The organism is Variovorax sp. GW821-FHT09D05, assembly GCF_059416325.1.
Genome location: NZ_JBWKOZ010000013.1, coordinates 17,376 through 41,904 on the forward strand (window position 1 = coordinate 17,376; position 24,529 = coordinate 41,904).

Here is a 24,529-nt window from a genome sequence, read left to right on the forward strand (position 1 = left end):
GCGATTGACGCGCGCAGCCTTCGCTGCTTAACATCAATGCACCTTCCACCGTCGACGTGCCATGAAACGCCGTGAGTTCGTTCTTGTTGGCACTGCGCTCGCCTCACTCGGCGTGTCAGCATGCACCCATTCGATCGGAGGCTTCGCCGCAAAAACGTCGCGAGAAGATGGCTGGAACATCGCCGCGGGCGACGACGACAAGCTCGTTGACACCACCGCACTCAGCAAGATGGCCGATCGGCTTGCGGCTTCGGGCTCGAACATTCACTCGGTTCTTGTCGTGCATCGCGGCAGGCTCGTTTTCGAGCGCTACCTCCAAGGCAGCGATCAGGTGCCGACCAGCTTTTTCGGCAGCCGTGTGGAGAACGTCGTCTTCAACGCCGGCATGCGCCATGCAATGAAGTCAGCGACGAAGAGCGTCGCGTCGCTCGCCGTCGGCATCGCGATCGACCGGGGGCTGATCCATGGCGTCGACGAGCCGATCCTTGGCTTCTTCCCCGAACTCGCAGACCTGCGAACGCCAGAATCGGATCGCCTGTTGCTGCGGCACGCGCTCGGCATGACGCTCGGCCTCGAATGGATCGAGTCAACGCCCGCGACCGGCGATCTCGCGAACGACGAAACGCGCATGTATTTTTCGGGAGATCCGTGTCGCTACGTGCTCACGCGCCGAACTGTGGCGGCGGCTGGGCAGCAGTTCTTCTACAGTACCGGCGCGCTGGCGCTTATATCGGCGATCCTGCATCGGGCCACCGGCAGACCGCTCGACGAGTTCGCGCGAACGAGCCTGCTGGAGCCCCTGGGCATCTCCGGCGAAGAATGGAGCCGAATGGGCAGAGACAGCGACGCCGGCGGAGGCCTTCGCATGCGTCCACGGGATATGGCGAAGATCGGACAGCTCGTGCTGGCGGGCGGTCGCTGGGATGGACGCCAGATCGTGTCGAAGGGCTGGATCGAAGCTTCCACCGCGTCGCTCATCAAGGCAACGGACGACCAGGACTACGGCTACCTTTGGTGGAGCGGCCATGCCAGAGCGCACCGACGAATAGTCCGCTGGATCGGTGCGCTCGGTCGAGGCGGGCAATCGATCCGCATCGTGCCCGAGCTCGATCTCGTCGTTGCCGTGACGGCAGGCTACTACCAGGACTACAGCCCGCAGGCATTCAAGTTGCAGTACGGCGTGTTCAACGATGTGCTGCAGGCTATCTCACCGTCCCCGTGACTCGGATACCGTGACTGGCGTCCATGCTGTCAGCGCTTAATTGAACCGCGAAACACCGGGCGATCTTCGCGAAACGCCTATTACGGTGACTGGCCGCTTGGCGATGGCCCACGTTGCACTCGCTACATCCGCTTGGGGCCCAGAACCGACATAGGCCGCGGCACGTGGCTCACCGGATACCTGACTTTCGTGGCGTCGAGAAGTGGACTTCAGGTTTCGACCCAAGATCGTCTGACGGTATGTCCAACCGGTCGCCGGAAACCCGACTAAGCTGACCACATTCGCGGCCATTCTTGGTCGAGCCATTTGGTCGGCAGCACTGCAGCGCGACCGGTCGACCTGAACTCGCGAATTCGCGCAACTGATCTGGAGCAGGCGCTCCGCAGGGGCACGGCCGCTCTATATGGCTAGCCGTAGTGCTGGCTGCTCAGTCACGATCTGTGCGATGAAGTCCATCACGGCACGCACAGATGCGCTACGCCGTAGATCCCGATGCACAAGCAGCCAGATGTCGCGGAAGAAGGGCTTGCCGTCCGGCTCCAGCCGCTGTAGACCCGGATCGACATCGCCGAGAAAGCGCGGCAATCCGGCCACGCCAGCGCCGGCCCGCGCAACCGCCAAGTGACTGGAAATGTCGTTCAGTGTGCAGGCTACCCGGCGGCCGTCGGCCAGTCCCAGCAGCCACTGCTGCTGCGGCATCTCGTCGAACTGCGCGTCAAAGGCGACGAACTCCCATTCGGCCGGGCGCTGAAGATGGACATAGTCATTGCTGGCATACAGCCCGAAGTGCATCCGGCCGATCCGCCGCACGACATAGCTGGCGTCCTTGGGCCGCACGAGACGCAGCGCCACATCGGCTTCGCGCCGGATCAACGACACCTGCTGGCCCTGGGCCGAGACCGCAAGCTGGAGCCCCGGATGACGACGCCTGAACTCGGCCATGTGGCTTGCTAGCAGCTGCGTGACCAGGACAGGGGGCGCACTGAGTGAGACCTTGCCATCGAGCGGCGCACGCGCTGCATGCAGCAGCCGCTCGATGGCATAGGCCCCATCTTCCATGGCTTGCACCTGTTCGAACACCCGATGACCCAGCGGCGTCAACCGGCAGGAACGGGGCAGGCGGTCAACCAAGGCGGCTTGCAGCTCGTACTCCAACGAGGCCAATCTGCGGCTGACCGTGGCATGGTCCACCTGCAGGGCGCGGGCAGCGCCGGAGAGTGTGCCAATGCGCGCGATCGCCAGGAAGTGGCGCAAACTTTCCCAGTCCATCATCAGTGCGTTTTCTCCAGGATATGTGCGATTTTAGGGAATTTACGCAAAGCTCCATCAAGCCCAGCATCGAGGCCTTCCAGCTCTCTCGAATGCCCTGCCATGTTTTCCATATCCCATGCGCGTTCACGCGGTACGCTGGCGGCCGCTGCCATCGGCTTTGTGGTCGTCCTACTCGATGTCAGTGTTGTCAACGTGGCGCTGGACGCACTGCGCCAGAGCTTCGACACCGACATTGCCGGGCTGCAATGGGTGGTCAATGCCTACACCCTGGTCTTCGCCGCCTTGCTGCTGTCGGCCGGCGCCTTGGGCGACCGCTTGGGCGCCAAGCGCGTCTTCATGCTGGGCTTCGCGCTCTTTACCCTGGCCTCGGCGGGCTGCGGCCTGGCCCCCAGCCTGGCGGCGTTGATCCTCGCGCGCATCGCGCAGGGGCTTGGCGCGGCGATGCTGGTGCCCAATTCCTTGTCCATGCTGCAGCAAGCCTTTCCAGACCCCGCGCAGCGCAGCCGGGCTGTGGGCTGGTGGGGCGCAGCAGGCGGCATCGCCCTTGCGGCAGGGCCGGTGTTGGGCGGGGTGCTGGTGAGCCATGCCGGCTGGCGCAGCATTTTTTTGGTCAATCTTCCTATCGGCTTGCTCGGCCTGTATCTGAGCTGGTGCCATGCCGAGTCCGGCCAACGCAGCTCAGCAAGCCCCAAACGCGGGCTCGATCTTCCCGGCCAGGCGACCGCCTGCCTTGCCCTGGCGGCCCTGACCTATGCCCTGAGCGCGGCGGGCAGCCTGGGCTGGGAACACCCCTGGGTCTATGGCGGCCTGCTGCTTTCCTTGGCATCGGCGGCCAGCTTCATCGCCATCGAGTCCCGCAGCGCCGCACCGATGCTGCCGCTGACGCTGTTCCGGCTGCAACGCTTCACGCTGGCCTCGGTGTGCGGTGCCATCATCAACTTCGCGTACTACGGCCTGATCTTTGTTTTCAGCCTGTTCTTCCAGATCGAACAGCATCTCTCGCCGTTGCAGACCGGCTTGGCCTTTCTGCCCATGACGGCGGTGCTGATGGCGGTGAGCATCTTCGTCGGTCGGCTGAATGGCCGAATGGGTGCAAGGGGGCTGCTTCTCTTCGGCATGTCCTGGGCGGCTCTCGGTTACGCCTTGCTATGGCCCGTCAGCATCGAGGGTGCCTATGGCTGGCTGATCGCGCCCATGCTGATTGCCTCCAGTGGCATCGCGACGATGGTCCCGACCTTGACCAATCTGACCTTGTCATCGGTCGCTCCGGCGCAGACCGGTATTGCCTCGGGTGTGCTCAATGCCGCACGCCAGGTGGGCGGCATGCTCGGTGTGGCTGTCTGCGGCTTTTTGGTCCGGGGCACCGAGCCTGCCGTCTTCATGCAAGGTATGCACCGTGCAATTGCCATGGCAGCAGCCTTGCTGCTGGCTGGTTTCGTACTGTGCTGGTTCGGCATATCAAGCCAAGACAGTGCAATCGATGGAAAACGACAGCCCGATCTGTGAGCACCAGCGTTCACAAGCAAGACCTTCGCAGGGCTATCTCCCAATCGATACGGCGGCAAAGCAGCCATCGAAGAGCGTCCGGTTCTGGCCGCACGGGAAGTCTGCGCAAAGGGCCCAGCGACGTTCTCGAAAGCGGACGCTTAGGATTCCGCCGGGTACGCCTGGTTGACGGGAGCCGACCCTTGAGCCTTACATTCAAGTAGGTCTCGCTGGCAATGCTGCTGCGTTTCGCCGGGAGAGCATGGCGGGCGCATCTCGCATCGAAGGTCGAGCTCGCTCCTGGCTCAACCTATGCCACAAGACATGCAAGGTTTGATCGTTTGACAGTCGCTTGCTGAGCCTCATCCGCCATGAAAAATTTAAGCCATCTTCCTGTTCTTTTCGCCGCGGTCGCATGCACCCACATTGGCGCTCAAACAACGGGCGCCGCATCGCATGGATTCATTTCTGAATCCAATGCCGCCGTGTTCAAAGCTTGCGCCGTCGCCCCGACAACGAATGGAGCGTGCCCGCTCGATGCGGTCTTTGGGCTCTTCAAGCTCGCGCCCAACAACGACGTGCTGGACTTCAAGGTTTCGAACACCGTGCCACGGGCGATCAACCAAAACTACGGTTGGATCCTGAAACTCAACCGGAAATCTGGCAAGGTCCGCGTTCTCGAACGCGTGACATTGCCGGAAACCCCGAAGACGTGGGGCAGCGGTGGCCAGCCTTACGGTACGTCGGCGGATCGCAAGACCATTTCGCTGGACGTGACCCTGACCATCTACGACGGCACCATTTCGAAGTCTTGGGGCGTGGCCGATGGCGATCCTGCCGGCCACTACCTGATCAGCGCCTACGTCGAAGACTCCGCTCCGGTGCAGTTCGAGTTTGATGTCATCGATCCAAAATGACCAACTGCCGTAGACCTGTGGGTTGAACTCGTTGCGGCTACCTGCCTCAGCTTCGAACGTCGGCTGCGGGGGAGCGCTTCTCGCCGAATTCAGCCGCACAGCAGTGGCGCCGAGAGGCCCAAGACGGTCAACAAGCCAGTCCATTTCCGTTCGCTACCCGGCGCGGCACGGCAGACGGGATTCAGTTGATGATCTCTCCCATGCCGACGCGTACGCGCTCCCTGAGCTGCCGGATGTACTCCGGATCGAAGGGTTCCCAGGTCTCCAGTTCGCCGACGATCCGAAGCGGCTCCCGGCTGCGGTACGAGCGTGTGGGATTGCCCGGAAACTTCTTGTCGGTGACGTTGGGATCGTCCTCGTAGGCGCCCGTGGGCTCGACGATGTAGACGCGGCCACGGCCGTCGCCCCTCGCCATTTCGGCAGCCAGCCCGGCGCCCTTGGGCCAGGCGGTGAAGTAGATGTGGTTCATGACGACGCGGCCGTCGTAGTTTGACCGAAAGCCGGCCGTGAGCAGATCGCCCATCTGAAGGTCCGCCCGCGTACCGTGGAAGTAGGGGCCGGCGTCCAAGATAGCCATGCAGCTCGCTCCTCTGCAGAAAGGAAAAGCCGCGGAGTCTACTCGTGTCGATCGTCACGGAAGCCGTCTCGCGTGAAGTCCGATCCAGGCCTGGGTATGCCCCTACACCCCACGGCCTCATCCCCGATGCTGGAACAATGCCTCCACCATGGACGGCCTCGATCTCATCAAAACATTCCGTGAAGTCGCGTTCCGGCGCAGCTTCTCCCGCGCGGCGATCTCGCTGGGCATGTCGAAAGCCACGGTGAGCCGCTATGTGGCGGAGCTCGAAACCCGCAGCGGCGTGCGCCTGCTGAACCGCTCCACCCGCTCCCTGAGCCTGACCGACGCCGGCCAGGTGCTGCTCGACCGCAGCACGCAACTGGTGACGATGGCCGAGAACACCCTGAACGACCTGCAGGCCCACGGCTCGCATCCGCGCGGTCGGCTACGCATGAGCGCGCCGCACGGGCTTATCGCCGGCTGGCTCTCGGACGTGATCGCCGGGTTCATCAAGCTCTATCCCGATGTGTACGTGAGCCTGGTGTTCACCAACGACAACCTCGACCTGATCGAGGAAGGCATCGACATCCACCTGACGGGCGGGCGCATCGACGACATGAACCTGATCGTGCGCCGGCTGGTGCAGTTCGACATGGTGGTCTGCGCCACGCCGGCCTACTGGGCCCAGCGCGGCATGCCGCAGACGCCCGAAGACCTGGGCCGGCACGATGTGCTGAGCTTCTCGGCGAAGCCGACCACCCACCTGCCCTTCGAGACCAGCGGCAAGCCGTACGACGTGCCCGTGCACAGCCGCATGGAAGCCAACGACGCCGTGGCGCTGATCGAGCTGGCTCTGCGTGGCGTGGGCGTGGCCTATGTGCCCGAGCCGCTGGCGCAGTCGCACCTGGAGCGCGGGGCGCTGGTGCCGGTGCTGCGCGAGCACATGCCGCGCGAGCACTGGCTGTATGCCGCGTATTCGCAGCGCCGCCACAACAGCGCCGCGATGCGCGCGATGCTCGACTTCCTGGAGCAATCGATGGGCGCGCTGGCCGAAGGCCCGGCGCTGCCGCCACAGCAGCCCGTGCACATGGCACCGACTACATGCGCCCTTTCCAGGGCACCAGACGTCGCTCGAGCCACCGCATCAGCAGGTCGAACAGATAAGCAACCACCCCGATGACGATGATGCCCATGATGACGATGTCGGTGCGCAGGAAGTTCGACGCATTCAGCACCATCTGACCCAGCCCCATGTTGGCCGCCACCATCTCGGCGGCCACCAGCGTTGTCCAGCCGAAGCCGATGGCGATGCGCATGCCCACAAGGATGTCGGGCAATGCCGACGGCAATATCACGTGACGAATCACCTGCATGTAGCTCGCGCCCATCGAGTAGGCCGCGTTGATCTGCTCCTGTGAGGCACTGCGCATGCCAGAGCGCGCGGCCAGCGCCAGCGGCGCGAAGCAGCTCAAAAAGATCAGCAGCACCTTCGGCAGCTCGTCAATGCCAAACCAGATGATGATGAGTGGCAGGTACGCCAGCGGCGGCAGCGGCCGGTAGAACTCCAGCGGCGGATCGAAGATCCCGCGCCAGAAGCGGCTCATGCCCATCGCAATGCCCACTGGAATGGCGGTGACGCAGGCCAGGAAGAAGGCCGAGAACACGCGGAACATGCTCGCCAGGAAGTGCTGCCACAGCGGCTTGTCGTTGGCCTGGCCGGTGAGGTATTCGTAGAACTGCTGGAACACCGCCTGCGGCGTGGGCAGGAACAGAGGCTTGACCCAGCCCATGTTGGTGACGATGAACCACAGCGCCACCAACGCCACAACGGTGACGATGCTGATGGCCACGCTCGAGCCTTCGCCCGGCACCTTGAAGGCGCTGGTCTTGAGCTTGGCGCCTGCTGCGGGTGCAGGCAGTACTGGCGGGGTGGCGGGCTTGGAAGGCGGTGGCGTCATGGCGACGGGGGATGCGATCGACACCTCAGACATGGGCAACCTCGCGATGATGAATGATCGACAGCACTTCTTCACGCATGCGGATGAATTCGGGCTCCGATTTCACCTTGCGCGAATCGCCGTGCGAGAGGTACTGGCGCGAGAACGGCACGTCGTCGTAGACGTGCGATATGCGCCCGGGGCTCGGGCTCATCACGATCAGCCGGGTGGCGAGGAACAGCGCCTCTTCCACCGAGTGGGTGATGAAGAACACCATCTTGTTCGACTTGGACCAGGCTTGCAGAAGAATCTCTTGCACCTGTTCGCGCGTGAAAGCATCGAGCGCGCCCATGGGTTCGTCCATGAGCAGCACGGCCGGGTCGCTCGCGAGTGCGCGCGCAATGCCAACGCGCTGCTGCATGCCGCCAGACAACTCGTACACCGCGCGGTCGGCGTATTTCTGCAGGCCGACGAGGCCGAGCTTTTCTTCGGCGATGCGGTCGCGCTCGGCCTTGCCCACGCCGGCCAGCCGCAGGCCCAGCGCCACGTTGTCGCGCACGTTGAGCCAAGGCATCAGCGCGTGCTTCTGGAACACCACGCCGCGATCAGCGCCGGGGCCGACTACCGGCTTTCCGTCCAGCAGGATCTCGCCGGTCGATGGCGGCAGGAAGCCGGCGATGCTGTTGAGCAGCGTGGTCTTGCCGCAGCCCGAGGCGCCTAGCGCTACGACGAAGTCGCCGTCGTGCATCGTGAGGTTGACGGGGGCCAGCGCCTGCAGCGTGCCGCCCTTTACCGCGTAGTTGACCGTCAGGTCTCGGATGTCTAGCGTGGGCATTTCAGATCTCCGCTTTCCGTTCGTTGCTACTTGCCCATTGCCTTCTCGACATAAGTAGTGGTCACGAACGCGCCGTAGTCAGGCTTCACCTCCTGCACCCGCCCCTGCTCCTTCAAGAAGGCCGCCGTGTTAGCCATCGCCTTGGCAGCACCACCGCCCAGCCACGTCGGCGAAACCTGCTCGGCCATCGTCGGGAAGGTGTACAGCGCCATGGCCGCACCAACGTCCTTCGGATCCGCCTTGGTCCACTTGGCCATGGCCTTGGTCTGCGGCGAGTCGGGCGTCCAGCTCTTGCCTGTTGCCTTGTATTCCTCGTTCGCGCGGTTGAGTGCCTTCACGAAGGCGATCATGAAAGGCTCATTCGCGGCCGCCCACTTGGCGTTGACCACGATGCCCTCGAAAGTGGGCGCGCCGCGCTTGCCGATGCTGCCCGAGGTGGCGATGGTCTTGCCGCTGGCCTTGATCTTCGAGAGCACCGGGTCCCAGATGAAAGTGGCGTCGATGTCGCCGCGCTCCCATGCGGCCGCGATCTCCGGCGGGCGCATGTTCATCACGTTCACGCTCTTGGGGTCGACGCCGTCCATCTTCATGCCGGCCATGAGCTGGTAGTGCGCGGTCGACACGAAGGGCGTGGCCACTTTCTTGCCGGCCAGGTCCTTCATGCTGTTGATGCCCGATGCATTGCGCGCGATGAGCGCTTCCGCATTCGCGATGTCGGCGGAGATCCAGAACAGCTTGATGTCCTGCCCCTGGCTGGCCGCGGCCGTCAGCGGGCTGGAGCCGGTTTCACCCATCTGCACGTCGCCTGAAGCCATCGCGCGGATCACGTCGCCGCCGCCCGCAAACATGCGCCAGTTGATCTTGTAGCCCGTGGCCTTCTCGACCTCACCGGACTCCATGACGAGGCGCAGTGGAACCAGCATGTCCTGGTGGGCGAAGGTGAGTTCCTTGGCCTGCTGTGCGGAAGCGGTGCCGCACAAGGCTGCCAGCGTGGTGGCCAGCACGGCGAGTTGCAGGGGGAGACGGCGGGACATGGTCATCGGGTTTCTCCAGTAGGTGAATCTCGCAGCGACTTTGCACGCATCGCCTCCAGCCAGGAAGTACCAGCACCGGGGCGGGCATGGAGCCAGCCGATGGGTGAATACCCTTGTTCTGGTGCACATGGCACTCAGACGGGGCGTTGCCTCCCCCGGACTCTTCAGCCGGTCAGTGGGTCCGGCCGCCCGCCGGCCGCTTCTCACCGCGCGCCAAAGCCAGTTCTTCCACCGCTATTCCCAGGGCCCGGATCCCCGCCGGAATCTGCGAGGCCGCAATCGAAGACAGGCGCAGCCGGAAGAAAGGACACGGATACGGCGGCTTCGCAAAGAACACATCGCCGGCCTCGATCAGCACCCCATGGTTGCGCGCCATGAGCGACAGCTCCGTGGCATCCACCCACGTCGGCGCCTGCACCCAGATCGAAGCCCCGCCAGAAGGCAGCCGGAACTCGAAATCGGGCAGATGGTCCCGCAGCGCCTGGGCAGCCAGCGCAAGCCGCTCCTGCATCGCGTGGTTCACCCGCCGCGCATGCGACTCGTGGTGCCCCAGCGAGAGAAACAGCGCATACGCATGCTGAAGGAAGGCACTCGGGTGCCGCACCATCGCATGCCGGATCACGCGCAGCTCCTTGATGAGCGCACGCGGCGCCACGATAAAGCCCAGCCGCAAGGCAGGCGACAGGCTCTTCGACACCGACCCCACGTAGATCACCCGCCCCGTCTTGTCCAGGCTCTTGAGCGCGGGCATGGGCGTGCCTTCGTACAGGTTCTCCGCCTCGTAGTCGTCCTCGATGATCACGAAGTCCTGCAGCTCGGCCTTGCGAAGCAGCCACTGGCGCCGTTCGAGGCTCAGCGTTGCGGTGGTGGGGCTCTGGTGCGAAGGCGTGACGAACAAGTAGTCCGCCGCCGGTAGCGCATCGACCACCAGCCCGTCTTCGTCGACATCCACCTCCACCCACTTGGGCTGCCGCAGCGAGAAGCTGTTGCGTGCATGCGGATGCCCCGGCTCCTCCAGCCCCACGCGCGTCTGCTCGTCGAACAGCGCCTCGGCCAGCAGGTAGTAGGCATGCTGCGCGCCCATGGTCACGAGGATTTCTTCCTTGAGCGCGAACACGCCGCGCTTGGGCAAGAGGCGCGTGCGGATCTGCTCGATCAGGTCGGGCACGTCGTCGGTTTCGAAGTCGGGCGTCCAGTGCGGCAGCTGCGAGCGCGCCAGGCTGCGCGCGCAGCACTCGCGGAAGTCTTCAGTGGGAAAGAGCTGCGGGTCGTAGTTGCCGTAGACAAAAGGGTACGGATAGTCGCGCCACCGGTCGGGTTTCGACAGCGTGGGCTTGTCGACCAGCGAGCGCAGCACGCGACCCGACCAGTCGGGCGGCTGGCTCGCCTGCCCGCTGCGCCCGACCAGCGGCTCCGCATGAACGGCTGAAAGCGGACGGGCATCGTGCGCCACGAACACCCCGCTGCGCGGACGCGCTTCCAGAAAGCCTTCGTCAATGAGCTGCAGGTACGCCGAGGTAACGGTATTGCGGCTCAGCCCCAGCAACGCCGCAAGCTCGCGCGACGAGGGCAGCGGCGCACCGGGCGCCAGGTGCTCTTCAAGAATGGCCTGCACCACGGCGGCTCGCAAACGGGCCTGCAGCGGCAGCGCCGGTTGATCGGGCAGCGCGAAGAGCTGCGCCCACTGGGTGGCTCGCGGATTCGGGGGCATGGTGCGCCGCAGTTTAGGGCAGCGCACGCAGTTCGTGGTGCTCTGGCTCGGTCGAATCCTCCCAACTGGCCCTATCGCGCCGGCAGGCGGCTGCCTACTCTTGCCGCATCAATTTCCGGAGTTCCCGCGTGACCGCAATGCCTTCCACTTCAGTGACCACCGACACCCTTGCCGCCTTCAGCGACGCCTGGAACCGCCACGACATCGCCGCCCTCATGAGCTTCATGACGGCCGACTGCATCTTCCAGACCGCCGCCGGCCCCGACGCCTGCGGCACCCGCCACGTTGGCACCGAGGCGGTGCGCAAGGCCTTTGCCGCAGCATGGCAAGCCGTGCCCGACGCGCAATGGATCAACGGCCAGCACTTCGTGCACGGAGACTTCGGCACCTCGCAATGGACCTTCACCGGCACCGCCGCCGACGGCAGCCGCATCGAGACCGACGGCATCGACGTCTTCACCTTCAAGGGCGGAAAGATCCACCTGAAGAACGTGTTCCGCAAGGCACGCCCGAACCTGCCCGCCGCGAAGTAGGCAAGCACGCCTCGGCCCACTTCTTTCCGGCCCTCTTCTTTCCCCTTCTCCTGGAGCCCTTCATGACCATGACAGGCACCGTGCAGTTCGCCTCCGCCACGGCCACCGCCAGCGCGGCCATCGACGCCGCCGCGTTCGAGCAGCAGCCGCCGCAGGCCCCTTTCCGCCCCTACGACCCGCAGTACGACCCGCTGCGCGCGCCCGACCCCGGCGCCGGCCGAGCCTACGCACCCACCTGGTGGGTGGCCAGCGCCGGCGAGCCGCCGGAAGACGACGGCCCGCTGCTGCGCGACATCGATGTAGACGTGGCCATCATCGGCTCGGGCGCCACCGGCATGTCGACCGCGCTCTACCTCGCGCAGGAGCACGGCATCCGCGCCACCGTGCTCGAAGCCAACCAGGCCGCATGGGGCTGCTCCAGCCGCAGCGGCGGCCAGGGCCAGAACGCGAGCGGCCGGCTCAAGCGATCGCAGTGGATCGAACGCTGGGGCCTCGACACCGCCAAGCGGCTCGACGCCGAGATCCGCAGCGGCTTCGAGAACTTTCGCCACCTCACCACGCAGATCGACTGCGACGCCTACGACGGCGGCCACCTCTACCTCGCGCACCGCCCCGAAAAGCTCGCCGGCCTCGACGCCGAGGCACGGCTCATGCGCGAGAAGTTCGGCTACGCCACCCGCATGATGAGCGCCGAGGAAGTGCGCCACGACTACTGCGACGAGCGCGAGACCGTCGGCGCGATGTACGAGGCCGAGGGCGTGGGCATCCACCCACTGAAGTTCACCTTCGGCCTGATGCGGCGCGCCCGCGCGCTGGGCGTGACGGTGCACACATCCAGCCCCGTGCAGGGCTGGCAGACCATCGACGGCGTGCACCACCTGCAGACGCCGGCCGGCGTGGTGCGCGCGCGCCGCGTGGCGGTGTGCACCGGTGGCTACACGGGGCAGGCGCTCAACCCGCTGCTGAAGAACCGGATCATGCCGATCCTGTCGAACTCGGTGGTCACGCGCCCGCTCACCGATGCCGAGTTGCAAGCCACCAACTTCAAGTCGCAGACCTTCCTGACCGACACGCGCACGCTGCGCTTCTACTACCGGCTGCTCAAGGGCAACCGGCTGCAGATAGGCAGCCGCAGCGCCGTGAGCGGCGCCGACGCCGAAGGCCCGGTGCACCTGAAGCTGCTCACCGACGCCATCGCGCGCAAGTTCCCGCCGCTGGCGGGCATCCACATCGACTACTCGTGGTGGGGCTGGGTCGACATGAGCCACGACATGATGCCGCGCATCACGCAGCCCGATGCCGGCAAGAAGATCTGGTACGCGGTGGGCTACGGCGGCAACGGCGTGTCGTTCTCGACCTGGGCGGGCAAGCGGCTGGCCGAGCGCGTGGCGGGCAAGGACTCGGGCAAGGACGTGTTCGAGCTGCCCATCTACCGCTCGCCGCTGCCCTTTCCCAACGTGCTGGGGGTGGTCGAGTCGCGCGCGTTCGCGCCGTTCCGGCGCATCGGCCAGCGCATGCTCTACAAGTGGTACTGGCTGCGCGACGAGAAGTAGGCGCACCGCCTGCGCGCATTCACCGAAGTGGCGCACGCCCTGCTGCACAACGGGGCAAACCCGCCCCTTCTGGCCCTGTGAGTCGTGCCGCGTTGGCTCTTCGCCGGTGTGTACCAAGCGCCTATCTTCGACACAAGGTCTTCGCGTTGGCGTTGGCCGAATCCGATTGCCTGTGTCGAACTCTCCGAGGTCTTGTCATGCAGCTCCCGCTTTCTCTTTTCACGCGCCGCACCACACTGCTTTCCGCCGCGCTCCTGGCCGCGAGCACCCTGCTTCCGCTGCCCGCCTCCGCGGCCGACGAGCCCAAGCGCGGCGGCACGCTGGTCATCGGCAGCACGCAGACGCCCCGGCACCTGAACGGCGCGGTGCAGTCGGGCATTGCCACCGCCCTGCCCTCGACGCAGATCTTTGCGAGCCCGCTGCGCTTCGACGACAAGTGGAATCCGCAGCCCTACCTGGCCGAGTCGTGGAAGCTGGCCGACGACGGCAAGTCGCTCACGCTCAAGCTGCGCAAAGATGCCGTGTTCCATGACGGCAAGCCCGTCACCTCGGCCGACGTGGCCTTCTCCATCATGGCCATCAAGGCCAACCATCCGTTCACCACCATGCTCGGCCCGGTCGAGAAGGTGGAAACGCCCGATGCGTACACGGCCATCATCCGCATGAGCGTGCCGCACCCGGCCATCGTGCTGGCAATGTCGCCGGCGCTGTGCCCCATTCTTCCCAAGCACATCTACGGCGACGGGCAAGACCTGAAGAACCATCCGCGCAACACCACCGACGTGATCGGCTCGGGCCCCTTCCGCGTGACCGAGTTCAAGCCTGCGCAGCGAATCGTGCTGGAGCGCTTCGACAAGTTCTTCCTGCCCGGCAAGCCTTACCTCGACAAGATCATCGTCAACGTCACGCCCGACATGGCGAGCCTGGTGCTCGGGCTGGAGCGCGGCGACATCCAGATGCTGCCCTTCGCCACGCTGCCCACCGACCTGAAGCGCTTCGCGAACGACCCCAGGGTGTCGCTCACGCCCAAGGGCTACGACGGCATCGGCCCGCTCAACTGGCTGGCCTTCAACACTGCGAAGAAGCCGTTGTCGGACGTGCAGGTGCGCAAGGCCATCGCCACGTCCATCGACAAGAACTTCATCACCAAGGCGCTGATGGGCGGCTTTGCCACCGTGTCCGATGGCCCGCTGGTGGCCAGCAGCCCCTTTGCCGTGCCCGACCTCGTGCGCTACCCGCTCGACCTGAAGAAGGCCGGCGAAATGCTCGACGCCGCGGGCTACAAGGCAGGCGCGGGCGGCGAGCGCTTCAAGCTCACCATCGACTACCTGCCCGGCGGCGACGACCAGCAGAAGAACGTGGCCGAGTACATCCGCGGCCAGCTCAAGAAAGTGGGCATCACGGTGGAGGTGCGCGCCTCGGCCGACTTCCCGGCCTGGGCCAAGCGCCTGGCCTCGCACGACTTCGACATGTCGATGGACGCGGTGTTCAACTGGGGCGACCCGATCATCGGCGTGCACCGCACCTACCTGTCGACCAACATCAAGCCCATTGTGTGGACCAACACGCAGTCGTACGCCAACCCGAAGGTCGACGAACTGCTCAACACCGCAGGCGGCCTGATCGACCCGACGCAGCGCAAGGCCTACTACGCGACCTTCCAGAAGATCGTGACCGACGAGCTGCCCATCGAGTTCATCAACCAGGTGCCGTACCACACCATCACCAGCAAGAGGGTCGGCAACGTGCCGACCACCATCTGGGGGCCGCTGTCGCCGCTCGACGAGGTGTACCTCAAGTAAGGCGGGCACGACATGGGCACGCTTCGCTACACCGCCTCGCGACTGCTCCAGGCCCTGGGCCTGGTGCTCGCGGTGGTGGTGCTCAATTTCGTGCTGGTGCACGCGGCGCCGGGCGACCCGGTGGAAACCATTGCCGGCGCCAGCGGCGGCATGTCGCCCGAGCTGATGGCGCAGCTGCGCACGCAGTACGGGCTCGACAAGTCGCTGCCGGTGCAGCTGGGCGTGTACCTGGGCAAGGTGGCGCAGGGCGACCTGGGCTATTCGTACTTCTTCAACCTGCCGGTGACGAGCATGATCACCGAGCGCGTGCCGGCCACGCTGCTGCTGGTGCTCAGCTCGGTGCTGCTGGCCTTCTTCGTGGGTACTGCGCTGGGCGTGCTGTCTTCGCGCAGGCCGAACGGGTTGCTGTCGCAGTTCATCACCGTGCTGTCGCTGGTGGGCTTCGCCGCGCCGGTGTTCTGGCTGGGGATCATGCTGGTGATCCTGCTGGCATCGGTGTTTCCGATTCTTCCTGTCGCGGGCATGCGCTCCATCGACTCGACGGGCACCGGCGGCTTCGCGGACATGCTCGACGTGGCACAGCACCTGGTGCTGCCCACGCTCACGCTGAGCCTGGTGTACCTCGCGCAGTACAGCCGGCTTGCGCGCTCGTCGATGCTCGACGTGCTGGGCTCCGACTTCATCCGCACCGCACGCGCAAAAGGGCTGGCCGACCGCGTGGTGCTCTACAAGCATGCGCTGCGCAACGCACTGCTGCCGGTGGTCACGGTGCTGGGGCTGCAGTTCGGCAACGTGCTGGCCGGCGCCATTCTGGTGGAGACGGTGTTCAACTGGCCGGGCCTCGGCCGGCTGGCCTTCGAGTCTGTGCTGCGGCGCGACTATCCGACGATTCTCGGCGTGCTGCTGTTCTCTTCCATCGTGGTGGTGGTGATGAACCAGCTCACCGACCTGTGCTACCGCTTCATCGATCCACGGATCAAGGCCTCATGAGCAAGGTGATCACGATGCCTACCGCTGCTGCTGCCGCATCTTCCAAGGCCCAGGCAAAGCCCGCCGTGCGCGTCGAGCATCCGGGGGTGGAAGCGATGCGCATGTTCCTGCGCAACCCCGCGGCCATCGCCGGCATGGCGATGCTGCTGGTCGTGCTGCTCGTGGCCATTGCCGGGCCATGGCTCTACCCGGCCGATCCGTTCGAGATCAAGGCCGCGCCGCTCACGCCGCCCTTCAGCGAGGACGCCTGGCTCGGCAGCGACTATCTCGGCCGCGACGTGCTCACCGCGCTGATCTACGGCGGGCGCGCCACGCTGCTGGTGGGCGCGGTTGCCGCGCTGCTGTCGGTGCTGATCGGCATCACGCTCGGCGCCTTCGCGGGCTACTACGGCGGCAAGGTCGATGCGGCGCTGATGAAGCTGACCGAGTTCTTCCAGGTGCTGCCCGCGCTGCTGTTCGCGATGGTGGTGGTAACGCTGTTCTCGCCCACGCTGGTAACGGTGACGCTGGCCATCGGCATCGTGAGCTGGACCGGCACCGCGCGGCTCACGCGCGCCGAGTTCATGAAATTTCGCGGGCTGGAGTTCGTGCGGGCCGAGCGTGCCATCGGCGCACGCGACGCTCGCATCATCTGGAAGGTGATCTTGCCCAACGCGCTGCCGCCTCTGGTGGTGTCGGCCACGCTGGCCATCGGCGCTGCGATTCTGTTCGAGGCGGGCCTGTCCTTCCTCGGGCTGGGTGATCCGAACCAGATGAGCTGGGGGCTGATGATCGGCTCCAGCCGGCAGTACGTGCTCTCGTGCTGGTGGGCCGTGGCCTTTCCCGGTGCGGCGATCTTTATCACCGTGCTGGCCGTGAGCCTGATCGGCGACGGCCTGAACGATGCCCTCAACCCCAAGCTGAGGGAACGCTGATGACGAACGACGACGCACTGCTGCGCGTGCAGAACCTGCACGTCGAGTTCAAGACAAGGCGAGGCCAGGCGCTGGTGCTCAACGGGGTCGACTTCGAGATCCGCGCCGGCGAAACGCTGTGCGTGGTCGGCGAATCGGGCTGCGGCAAGAGCATGACGGCACTGGCGCTGCTGCGGCTCATTCCCTCGCCGCCGGGCCGCATCCGCGACGGCCGGGTGCTGTTCCAGGGCGAAGACCTGGTGCAGGCCACCGACGCACGCATGCGCGAGGTGCGCGGCAACCGCATCTCGATGATCTTCCAGGAGCCGATGACTTCGCTGAACCCGGTGTTCACCGTGGGCGACCAGATCGGCGAATCGCTGCAGCTGCATGCCGGCATGAACGCACGCGCAGCGAGGCAGCGCGCCATCGAGATGCTGCAGCAGGTGGGCATTCCGGCGCCCGAGCGGCGCGTGGACGAGTACCCGCACCAGCTCTCCGGCGGCATGCGCCAGCGCGTGATGATCGCGATGGCGCTGGCCTGTCGCCCCGACATACTCATTGCCGACGAACCCACCACTGCGCTCGACGTGACGGTACAGGCGCAGATCTTCGACCTGCTGCGCGAGTTGCAGCGCGAGAAGGGCACGGCCATCATGCTCATCACGCACGACATGGGCGCGGTCGCCGAGATGGCCGACCGCGTGATGGTGATGTACGCGGGCCGCGTCATCGAACAGGGCACAACCGAGCAGGTGCTGTCGGAGCCCGGCCACCCCTACACGCGCGGGCTGATCGATTGCCTGCCCGAGCTCGGCAGCAGCGCAGCGTACGACGACGATGCGCGTGAAGACCTGGCTGAGATCGCAGGCGTGGTGCCTTCGATCTGGGAGCTGGGCACGGGCTGCGCCTTTCGAGAACGCTGCCCGCGCGCAATGGCACGCTGCGCCTCCGAAGTGCCGCCGATGTTCGCGCTGCACGGCAATGTGGCCGCTGGCGTGCCGCACGGCGCGGCCTGCTGGCTGCATGCCGAAGCGCTCGACCAACGCGAAAGAGAGGCCGCATGACGTTCATCGGCAAGACCGACACGCTGCTTTCGGTCGATGACCTGAAGGTGCACTTTCCGCGCGGCAAGGCCGGCTGGGGCCGCACGCCCGAGGTGGTGAAGGCAGTGGACGGCGTCTCTTTCGAGGTGCGCCGCGGCAGCACGCTTGCGGTGGTCGGCGAATCGGGCTCGGGCAAGACCACGACCGCGCTGGCGGTGATGCGGCTTTCGCCCGTTACCTCGGGCCGCATGCGGCTCGGCGACACCGACCTGGGCGCGCTGCAGGGCGAAGCATTGCGGCAGGCGCGCACGCGCATGCAGATCATTTTTCAGGACCCGTTCTCCTCGCTCAATCCGCGCGAGAGGGCTGGCGCAGCGGTGCGCGCGCCGCTCGACCTGATGCGGGTGGGCACGCCGGAAGAACGCACGCGCCGTGTGGCAGAGCTGTTCGAGGCGGTGGGCCTGCGGCCCGAGCAGCAGCACCTGTTTCCGCACCAGTTCTCGGGCGGGCAGCGCCAGCGCATCAACATTGCGCGGGCGCTGGCCACCAACCCGGAGCTGGTGGTGTGCGACGAACCTGTGTCGGCACTCGACATCGCCATTCGCGCGCAAATACTGAACCTGCTCGCCCGTCTGCAACGCGAGCTGGGCCTGACCTATCTCTTCATCTCGCACGACATGGCGGTGGTGGAGCACATCTGCGACGACATCGCGGTGATGTACCTCGGCCAGATCGTCGAGCGCGCGCCGCGGCGCAGCTTCTTCGCGCGGCCGCTGCATCCGTACAGCGTGGCACTGATGTCGGCCGTGCCCACGGTAAGCGGCGGGCGGCGGCGCGCGGCGAACCGCATCAAGCTCAGCGGAGATCCGCCGAGCCCCATCAACCCGCCGCAGGGCTGCCGCTTTGCCGGCCGCTGCCCCGTGGCGGAGCCGGCCTGCGCGGCCGAGCTGCCGCCGCTGCGCGAAGTCGCGCCCGATCATTGGGTACGCTGCAGGCGCGTCGACGTGGTCGACGGCTTGCCGCGCCCTCCTCTTTCGATTCCCACATCGCCATGAGCACCAGCAACACCACCGTCTACGCCGCCCGCAAGATCATCACCATGAACCCGATGCAGCCGCACGCCACTCACGTGGCGGTGCGCGACGGCCGCGTGCTTGCCGTCGGCGCGCTGGCGGACATTCAGGGCTGGGGCCCCTTCACGCTCGACGAGCGCTTTGCCGGCAAGGTGCTGATGCCTGGCCTCGTCGAAGGCCACTGCCACCTGAAGGAAGGCAGCATGTGGGACTGGACGTACCTCGGCTGGTTCGACCGCCGTGACCCCGAAGGCAAGGTGTGGAGTGGCCTGCGCTCGATGGACGAAGTGGTCGCTCGCCTGAGCGAAGTGGCCGCGAAGATGACGGCCGATGGCATACCCGACACCGAGCCGCTCATCGCCTGGGGGTTCGACCCCATCTACTTCGGCGGCGAGCGCATGACGGTGCAGCACGTCGACCGTGCGAGCAGCACGCGGCCCATCGTCATCGGCCATGCCAACGGGCACCTGATGAACGTCAACAGCGCGATGTTGAACATCGCCGAGATCACGCGCGACAACGAGGTCGAAGGCGTGGTCAAGTTCGCGGACGGAGCCAGCGAAGGCGAGCCCACCGGCGAGCTGCAGGAGCCGGCTGCCATGTTCCTGGTGCTGCGCAAGATCGGCAACGCCGGCCTGCTCGCGCCGATGACCGAAGCGGGCGTGCGCTCTTTCGCGCGGCTGGCCTGCCTGCAGGGCGTGACCACCGCGACCGACCTCGTCAACAAGCTCACGCCCGAAGACTGCGGCGTGCTGGAGACGGTGACGCAGGACGACGGCTTCGGCGTGCGCATATTGCCCGCGTTCCAGGCCTTCCACGGCACGCATGGCGCCGCGCAGGGCGCGGAGCACGTGAAGGCGCTGGTGCCGCGCAACACCGACCGCCTGCGCTACGGTCTCGTGAAGATGATGCTCGACGGCTCGATCCAGGGCTTCTCGGCGCGGCTGCGCTGGCCGGGGCATTTCAACGGCGCACCCAACGGCATCTGGGTGACCGCGCCCGCGCAGTACGAGGCCGACTTCGAGACCTATCACCGCGCCGGGCTCACCATCCACACTCACACCAACGGCGACGAAGCCAGCGAGGTTGCCATCGACGCCATCGGCCGCGTGCTCGCACGAGCCCCGCGCCCCGACCACCGCCACACGCTGCAGCATGGCCAGATGATCGACGCACCGCTGTTCCGCCGCATGGCATCGCTGGGCCTGTGCGCCAACCTGTTCGCCAACCACATCTGGTACTGGGGCGACCAGCACTACGAAATGACCATGGGCCCCGACCGCGCGAACCGGCTCGACGCCTGCGGCAGCGCGCTGGCGGCGGGCGTGCCGCTGGCCATTCACTCCGATGCGCCCGTCACGCCGCTTGGGCCGCTCTTCACCGCATGGTGCGCCGTGAACCGCATCACGCCCAAGGGCCGGCTGCTGGGCGAGGCCGAGCGCATCAGCGTGCCGCAGGCACTGCGCGCCATCACGCTCGGTGCGGCGTGGACGCTGAAGCTCGACGGCGAGATCGGCAGCATCGAATGCGGCAAGCGCGCCGACTTCTGCGTGCTGGAAGACGATCCGCTGGAGATGGACCCGATGACGCTGAAGGACGCGCGCGTGTGGGGCACGGTGCTGTCGGGCCGCGTGTTCGAGGCGCAAAGAGGCTGAAAGCCACATGACGCCGAAGAAGAAGCGCCTGCCGCTCACCGTCATCGGCGGCTTCCTGGGCGCGGGCAAGACCACGCTGCTCAACCGCTGGCTGCGCGAGGCGAACGGCCTGCGCATGGCGGTTCTGGTGAACGACTTCGGCGCCCTCAACATCGACGCCGGACTCATCGCCGCCACGCACGGCGACACCACCGCGCTGACCAACGGCTGCGTGTGCTGCCAGATCGGCGACGACCTGGGGCGGGCGCTGGTGGACGTGATCGAGGCGAAGACACCCTTCGACGCGGTGGTGATCGAGGCCAGCGGCGTGTCGGACCCGTGGCGCATCGCGCAGATCGGCATGGCCGCGCCGGAGCTGAGCCTCGAAGGCGTGATCGTGCTGGTGGATGCGAGTGCGGTGGCGCAGCAGTCGGCAGACCCGCTGCTGGCCGACACGCTGGTGCGGCAGCTGAAGTCGGCCGACCTCGTGGTGGTGAACAAGGCCGACCTTGCGTCCGCCGAGGCGCTCGCTGGGGCCAGAGCGTGGGTCGGTGCGACGGCGCCGGGCACGCCATGCATCGAGACGACGGAATCGGCGGTGCCGCTGGCGCTGCTGTCGGGGCTGCCGCATGCGGATGTGGCTCCGCATGTCTGCGGTCATGACTGTCACGATCACCACGGTCATGACAACCCCGATCACGGATCGTTGTTCCAGACGTGGAGCGCGCTGCCCCAAGCCGCGATTCCCGCCGCCACGCTGCGCGCCTGGCTGCGCGAGGTGCCGCCGGGTGTCTTGCGGCTCAAGGGCTTGCTGCGCACTGGCGACGGTGAATGGTCAGAGGTGCAGTTCGCCGGCCGCCATGGCAGCTTCCGCAAGGCCGCGCCACCCGTCGATGACACGCGCCCCGGCGTTGTCGCCATCGGCCTGCGCGGACAGTTGCCTGAAGAAGCGCTGAAGGAGTTCTTCGCGCCCTGAGCCGGGTCATGTTGCAATCGCATGTCTTTCAACGTGCAGACCACCGACGCCATGACCTCCTCCCTCCTGATTCGCCCGCCGACGCCGCAAGACTACGCGGCATGGAAGCCGCTCTGGGACGGCTACAACGCTTTCTACGGACGCGAGGGTGCGACCGCGCTCGCCGATGAAATCACGCAGGCCACCTGGCAGCGCTTCTTCGATGCCTACGAGCCGGTGCACGCGCTGGTCGCCGAGCGAGATGGCCAACTGGTCGGGCTCACGCACTACCTCTTTCACCGCAGCACCACGCGCCTGGAGCCGACCTGCTATCTGCAGGATCTGTTCACGCTGCCGTCGGAGCGTGGGCGTGGCGTTGGCCGCCAGCTCATCCAGGGTGTGTACGAGCGCGCGAAGGATGCAGGCGTGCATCGCGTGTACTGGCAGACGCACGTGACCAACACAGCCGGCCGCACGCTCTACGACAAGGTCGCGACGCACGATGGGTTCATCGTGTACGGCACGCTGGTCTGAGCCCGTGGGGGCCTTCGGTACCCGACTCAGTACTTGATGGTGACGCCGGCCTTCACGCCGTTGTTGTTCTTGCCGTCCGACGACAACCCGCCCGAGAGCGACAGATTGCCGCCGGTGCTTCCGCCCAGCGAGTAAGTAGGCCGTGGCATGGAGGTGTCGGTACCGATGTAGGTGCCGCTGCCATCGGGCCGCAGCACGCCGACCGTGCCGCCCTTGACGGTGGCCGATGTCTCGGTCGGGTTGACGTTGGGCGCGACGTAGACGGAGCCCTTCTCGTCGCTGTCGACGGGCACCTTGACGGGCTCGGCCTGTGTGGAAGCGCCGAGCGCGCTCAGCCCCAGGGTCGTTGCAAGGATCAATTGACGCATCGCGGCCATGTTTGGGCAGATGGCGGGCAATCCGCGTAGGACTAAAGGAGATTCGGGGTGCGAACCACGGCCGAGAAGGTGTCGCCCCCGGCGAGGGGCAGGCGAAGCGACACGAAGTGCGCGAAGCCTTGGGGGCATTTCATTGCAGCATTGAGAACTTGTGTACTCAAGGGTCAAGCTGGTGGCAAGTGCATCGATCACGCTCTACGATTGCCTGTCCGCAATCCAGACAGGAGATCGCCCCATGCCCCCCATCGAAGTCGTCATGCCCGAGCAGTTGCATAGCGCGCTCGAAGCCCAGAGCCGCACGCCGATCGCACGCATCGGCGAGGCGCTGACATCGCTGGGCATGATCACCGACGAGCAGCTTCGCGCGGGGCTGGCGCAGCAAAAGCTGGAGCCCACCGTGCCGCTGGGCGAGACGCTGGTGCGCATGGGCGTAGTGAGCCGCGGCCAGCTGCAGACCGCGCTGGTGCGCAAGATGGGCTACCCCCTCGTCAACCTGCATCTGTTTCCCGCTGCTGCCGAGGCGTTGCGCAAGCTCCCGTATGCGGTGTCGCGCCGCCTGCAGGTGATGCCGCTGATGTTGCACGAAGGGCGCCTCGTCGTAGCGATCGACGACCCGACCAGCCGGCATTCGGCCCTCGACGAAGTGGAGTTCATCGCCCAGATGAAGGTCACGCCGGTCGTGGGGCAATGCCTCGACCTCGACGGCGTGCTGCGAGCGGTGTACGAAAAGATCGGCGAGCACACGGCCTCCGCTCCCGGCGTCTTCTCATCCAGCCTCGATCCCAGCCAGCCGCTCGATTTCGACATGGCCGGCACCAGCGAACTGCTGCAGACGCTGGAGAAAGAAGGCCCCGCCGCACCCACTTCCGACGCGCCTATCGAACAGTCTGACAACTCCCTTGTGCGCATGATCAACAGCATGATCCTCGAGGCGCATCGCGAGGGCGCGTCGGACATTCACATCGAGAGCTACCCCGGCCAGGAAAAAACCCGCATCCGCTTTCGCCGCGACGGCCTGCTCTACACCTACCTGGAGCTGCCGCCGAGCTACCGCAACGCCATCGTCGCTCGCGTGAAGATCATGTGCGACCTGGACATCAGCGAAAAGCGCAACCCGCAGGACGGGAAGATCAACTTTGCGAAGTACTCGCCGCAGCACCGCATCGAACTGCGCGTGGCAACCATTCCCACCAACAATGGCCTCGAAGACGTGGTGATGCGCATCCTGGCATCGGCCAAGCCCATTCCCATGAGCGAGCTGGGCCTGTCGCCGAACAACCTTGCGCAGCTGACCAAGGCCGTCGAGCGTCCCTACGGCATGGTGCTGTGCGTGGGCCCCACGGGCTCGGGCAAGACGACGACGCTGCACTCGGCGCTGATGCACATCAACACGCCCGAACGCAAGATCTGGACTGCCGAAGACCCGGTCGAAATCACGCAGGCCGGGCTGCGGCAGGTGCAGATCAATCCGCGCATCGACTGGACCTTTGCCAAGGCGCTGCGCGCCTTCGTACGTGCCGACCCGGACGTGATCATGGTCGGCGAAATTCGCGATGAGGAAACCGCGAAGACCGCCATCGAGGCCTCACTGACCGGCCACCTCGTGCTGTCGACCCTGCACACCAACAGCGCGCCTGAAACCGTGACCCGACTGCTCGACATGGGCATGGACCCGTTCAACTTCGCAGACTCTCTGCTGGCCGTTCTCGCGCAACGGCTGGTGCGCCGCCTTTGCAAGCAATGCATCAGCAGCAAGCCCGCAAGCCCCGAGACCGTCGACGAACTGCTGGACGACTACATGCACGCCTTCGGCGCGCAGCAGCACGATGCGGCCCAGCGCCAGGCGGTGCGAAGCGACTGGGTGCAGCGATACGGCCGCGACGGGCACCTGCACACCTACACCAGCACCGGCTGCAAGCATTGCGGCGACACCGGCTTCAAGGGGCGCGTGGGTATCCACGAGCTGATGACCATGTCGAAGACGCTGCGCCGCCTGGTGCAGACCGGCGCACGCGCGGAAGAGCTTCAGCAGGCGGCCCTGCAGGAAGGCATGCGCACGCTGCGGCAGGACGGCATCGAGAAGGTGCTGGCCGGTCAGACCACCATCGAGGAAGTGCGCGCCACCAGCAACGTGTAAGAGCGGTAAGGGCGAGCCCGCGAACGCAGA

Annotated in this window: 22 protein-coding genes; 15 read left to right on the forward strand and 7 right to left on the reverse strand. The window is 66.0% G+C overall.

Going from position 1 to position 24,529, the window contains the following annotated elements; all coding sequences use genetic code 11:
• The first annotated feature begins 61 nt into the window (after positions 1-61).
• Positions 62-1,222, forward strand: coding sequence for a serine hydrolase domain-containing protein (locus AC07O3_RS29660; protein WP_495341018.1), 1,161 nt, complete (start codon positions 62-64; stop codon positions 1,220-1,222).
• 399 nt (positions 1,223-1,621) lie between these two features.
• Here AC07O3_RS29660 and AC07O3_RS29665 read toward each other — a convergent pair whose 3' ends face one another.
• Positions 1,622-2,494, reverse strand: a complete 873-nt coding sequence (locus tag AC07O3_RS29665; protein WP_093179654.1) for a LysR family transcriptional regulator — start codon at positions 2,492-2,494, stop codon at positions 1,622-1,624.
• Between the two features lie 99 nt (positions 2,495-2,593).
• Between AC07O3_RS29665 and AC07O3_RS29670 the strand changes: the two genes are divergently transcribed.
• Together AC07O3_RS29670 and AC07O3_RS29675 are read left to right on the forward strand one after the other, a co-directional pair.
• A complete protein-coding gene (locus AC07O3_RS29670) occupies positions 2,594-4,000 on the forward strand; it encodes an MFS transporter (protein ID WP_495341019.1) in 1,407 nt (468 codons plus the stop codon).
• A gap of 350 nt (positions 4,001-4,350) precedes the next feature.
• Positions 4,351-4,896 (forward strand): PM0630 family protein, encoded by a 546-nt coding sequence (locus AC07O3_RS29675; RefSeq protein ID WP_495341020.1) that lies wholly within the window; start codon positions 4,351-4,353, stop codon positions 4,894-4,896.
• A gap of 181 nt (positions 4,897-5,077) precedes the next feature.
• Here AC07O3_RS29675 and arr read toward each other — a convergent pair whose 3' ends face one another.
• The gene (gene arr / locus AC07O3_RS29680; RefSeq protein ID WP_495341021.1) at positions 5,078-5,473 is read right to left on the reverse strand and encodes an NAD(+)--rifampin ADP-ribosyltransferase; all 396 of its coding nucleotides are present in this window, start codon (positions 5,471-5,473) and stop codon (positions 5,078-5,080) included.
• A 148-nt stretch (positions 5,474-5,621) separates the two neighbouring features.
• Between arr and AC07O3_RS29685 the strand changes: the two genes are divergently transcribed.
• Positions 5,622-6,635, forward strand: coding sequence for a LysR family transcriptional regulator (locus AC07O3_RS29685; RefSeq protein WP_495341022.1), 1,014 nt, complete (start codon positions 5,622-5,624; stop codon positions 6,633-6,635).
• Here the strand turns inward: AC07O3_RS29685 and AC07O3_RS29690 are convergent.
• The 4 genes from AC07O3_RS29690 to pdxR all read right to left on the reverse strand — a co-directional run bounded on the left by AC07O3_RS29690 (position 6,553) and on the right by pdxR (position 10,972).
• Complete coding sequence (locus tag AC07O3_RS29690) at positions 6,553-7,446, reverse strand: ABC transporter permease subunit (protein ID WP_093179650.1); 894 nt, start codon at positions 7,444-7,446, stop codon at positions 6,553-6,555. The two genes, AC07O3_RS29685 and AC07O3_RS29690, sit on opposite strands and share 83 nt — an antisense overlap.
• The gene (locus AC07O3_RS29695) at positions 7,439-8,227 is read right to left on the reverse strand and encodes a taurine ABC transporter ATP-binding protein (RefSeq protein WP_489016803.1); all 789 of its coding nucleotides are present in this window, start codon (positions 8,225-8,227) and stop codon (positions 7,439-7,441) included. Before AC07O3_RS29695 ends, AC07O3_RS29690 begins: the two co-directional genes overlap by 8 nt.
• Before the next feature lie 26 nt (positions 8,228-8,253).
• Positions 8,254-9,267 (reverse strand): taurine ABC transporter substrate-binding protein, encoded by a 1,014-nt coding sequence (gene tauA / locus AC07O3_RS29700; protein ID WP_093058457.1) that lies wholly within the window; start codon positions 9,265-9,267, stop codon positions 8,254-8,256.
• 166 nt (positions 9,268-9,433) lie between these two features.
• Positions 9,434-10,972 (reverse strand): MocR-like pyridoxine biosynthesis transcription factor PdxR, encoded by a 1,539-nt coding sequence (gene pdxR, locus AC07O3_RS29705; protein ID WP_093080746.1) that lies wholly within the window; start codon positions 10,970-10,972, stop codon positions 9,434-9,436.
• 137 nt (positions 10,973-11,109) lie between these two features.
• Here pdxR and AC07O3_RS29710 point away from each other — a divergent pair, with 137 nt between their 5' ends.
• The 10 genes from AC07O3_RS29710 to AC07O3_RS29755 all read left to right on the forward strand — a co-directional run bounded on the left by AC07O3_RS29710 (position 11,110) and on the right by AC07O3_RS29755 (position 21,985).
• A complete protein-coding gene (locus AC07O3_RS29710) occupies positions 11,110-11,505 on the forward strand; it encodes a nuclear transport factor 2 family protein (protein WP_495341023.1) in 396 nt (131 codons plus the stop codon).
• 62 nt (positions 11,506-11,567) lie between these two features.
• The gene (locus AC07O3_RS29715; RefSeq protein ID WP_093080751.1) at positions 11,568-13,058 is read left to right on the forward strand and encodes an NAD(P)/FAD-dependent oxidoreductase; all 1,491 of its coding nucleotides are present in this window, start codon (positions 11,568-11,570) and stop codon (positions 13,056-13,058) included.
• A 197-nt stretch (positions 13,059-13,255) separates the two neighbouring features.
• Positions 13,256-14,860, forward strand: a complete 1,605-nt coding sequence (locus AC07O3_RS29720) for an ABC transporter substrate-binding protein (protein ID WP_495341024.1) — start codon at positions 13,256-13,258, stop codon at positions 14,858-14,860.
• A gap of 12 nt (positions 14,861-14,872) precedes the next feature.
• Entirely contained in the window at positions 14,873-15,850 is a 978-nt protein-coding gene (locus tag AC07O3_RS29725; protein ID WP_495341025.1) for an ABC transporter permease, read from the forward strand.
• Positions 15,847-16,764 (forward strand): ABC transporter permease, encoded by a 918-nt coding sequence (locus AC07O3_RS29730; protein WP_440532158.1) that lies wholly within the window; start codon positions 15,847-15,849, stop codon positions 16,762-16,764. The genes AC07O3_RS29725 and AC07O3_RS29730 overlap by 4 nt, the downstream gene beginning before the upstream one ends.
• Positions 16,764-17,810 (forward strand): ABC transporter ATP-binding protein, encoded by a 1,047-nt coding sequence (locus AC07O3_RS29735; RefSeq protein ID WP_489016798.1) that lies wholly within the window; start codon positions 16,764-16,766, stop codon positions 17,808-17,810. Before AC07O3_RS29730 ends, AC07O3_RS29735 begins: the two co-directional genes overlap by 1 nt.
• Entirely contained in the window at positions 17,807-18,844 is a 1,038-nt protein-coding gene (locus tag AC07O3_RS29740) for an ABC transporter ATP-binding protein (RefSeq protein WP_426389639.1), read from the forward strand. The genes AC07O3_RS29735 and AC07O3_RS29740 overlap by 4 nt, the downstream gene beginning before the upstream one ends.
• Positions 18,841-20,517 (forward strand): amidohydrolase, encoded by a 1,677-nt coding sequence (locus AC07O3_RS29745; RefSeq protein ID WP_495341026.1) that lies wholly within the window; start codon positions 18,841-18,843, stop codon positions 20,515-20,517. The genes AC07O3_RS29740 and AC07O3_RS29745 overlap by 4 nt, the downstream gene beginning before the upstream one ends.
• A gap of 7 nt (positions 20,518-20,524) precedes the next feature.
• Complete coding sequence (locus tag AC07O3_RS29750; protein WP_495341027.1) at positions 20,525-21,472, forward strand: CobW family GTP-binding protein; 948 nt, start codon at positions 20,525-20,527, stop codon at positions 21,470-21,472.
• A 51-nt stretch (positions 21,473-21,523) separates the two neighbouring features.
• A complete protein-coding gene (locus tag AC07O3_RS29755; RefSeq protein ID WP_093080889.1) occupies positions 21,524-21,985 on the forward strand; it encodes a GNAT family N-acetyltransferase in 462 nt (153 codons plus the stop codon).
• A 26-nt stretch (positions 21,986-22,011) separates the two neighbouring features.
• Here AC07O3_RS29755 and AC07O3_RS29760 read toward each other — a convergent pair whose 3' ends face one another.
• Positions 22,012-22,353, reverse strand: coding sequence for a hypothetical protein (locus tag AC07O3_RS29760; RefSeq protein ID WP_093058531.1), 342 nt, complete (start codon positions 22,351-22,353; stop codon positions 22,012-22,014).
• Between the two features lie 244 nt (positions 22,354-22,597).
• On the opposite strand from AC07O3_RS29760, the gene AC07O3_RS29765 reads away from it, so the two are divergent.
• Positions 22,598-24,499 carry a GspE/PulE family protein gene (locus AC07O3_RS29765; RefSeq protein WP_495341028.1) on the forward strand — a complete coding sequence of 634 codons (1,902 nt, stop codon included), beginning with the start codon at positions 22,598-22,600 and terminating at the stop codon, positions 24,497-24,499.
• Positions 24,500-24,529 lie beyond the last annotated feature (30 nt).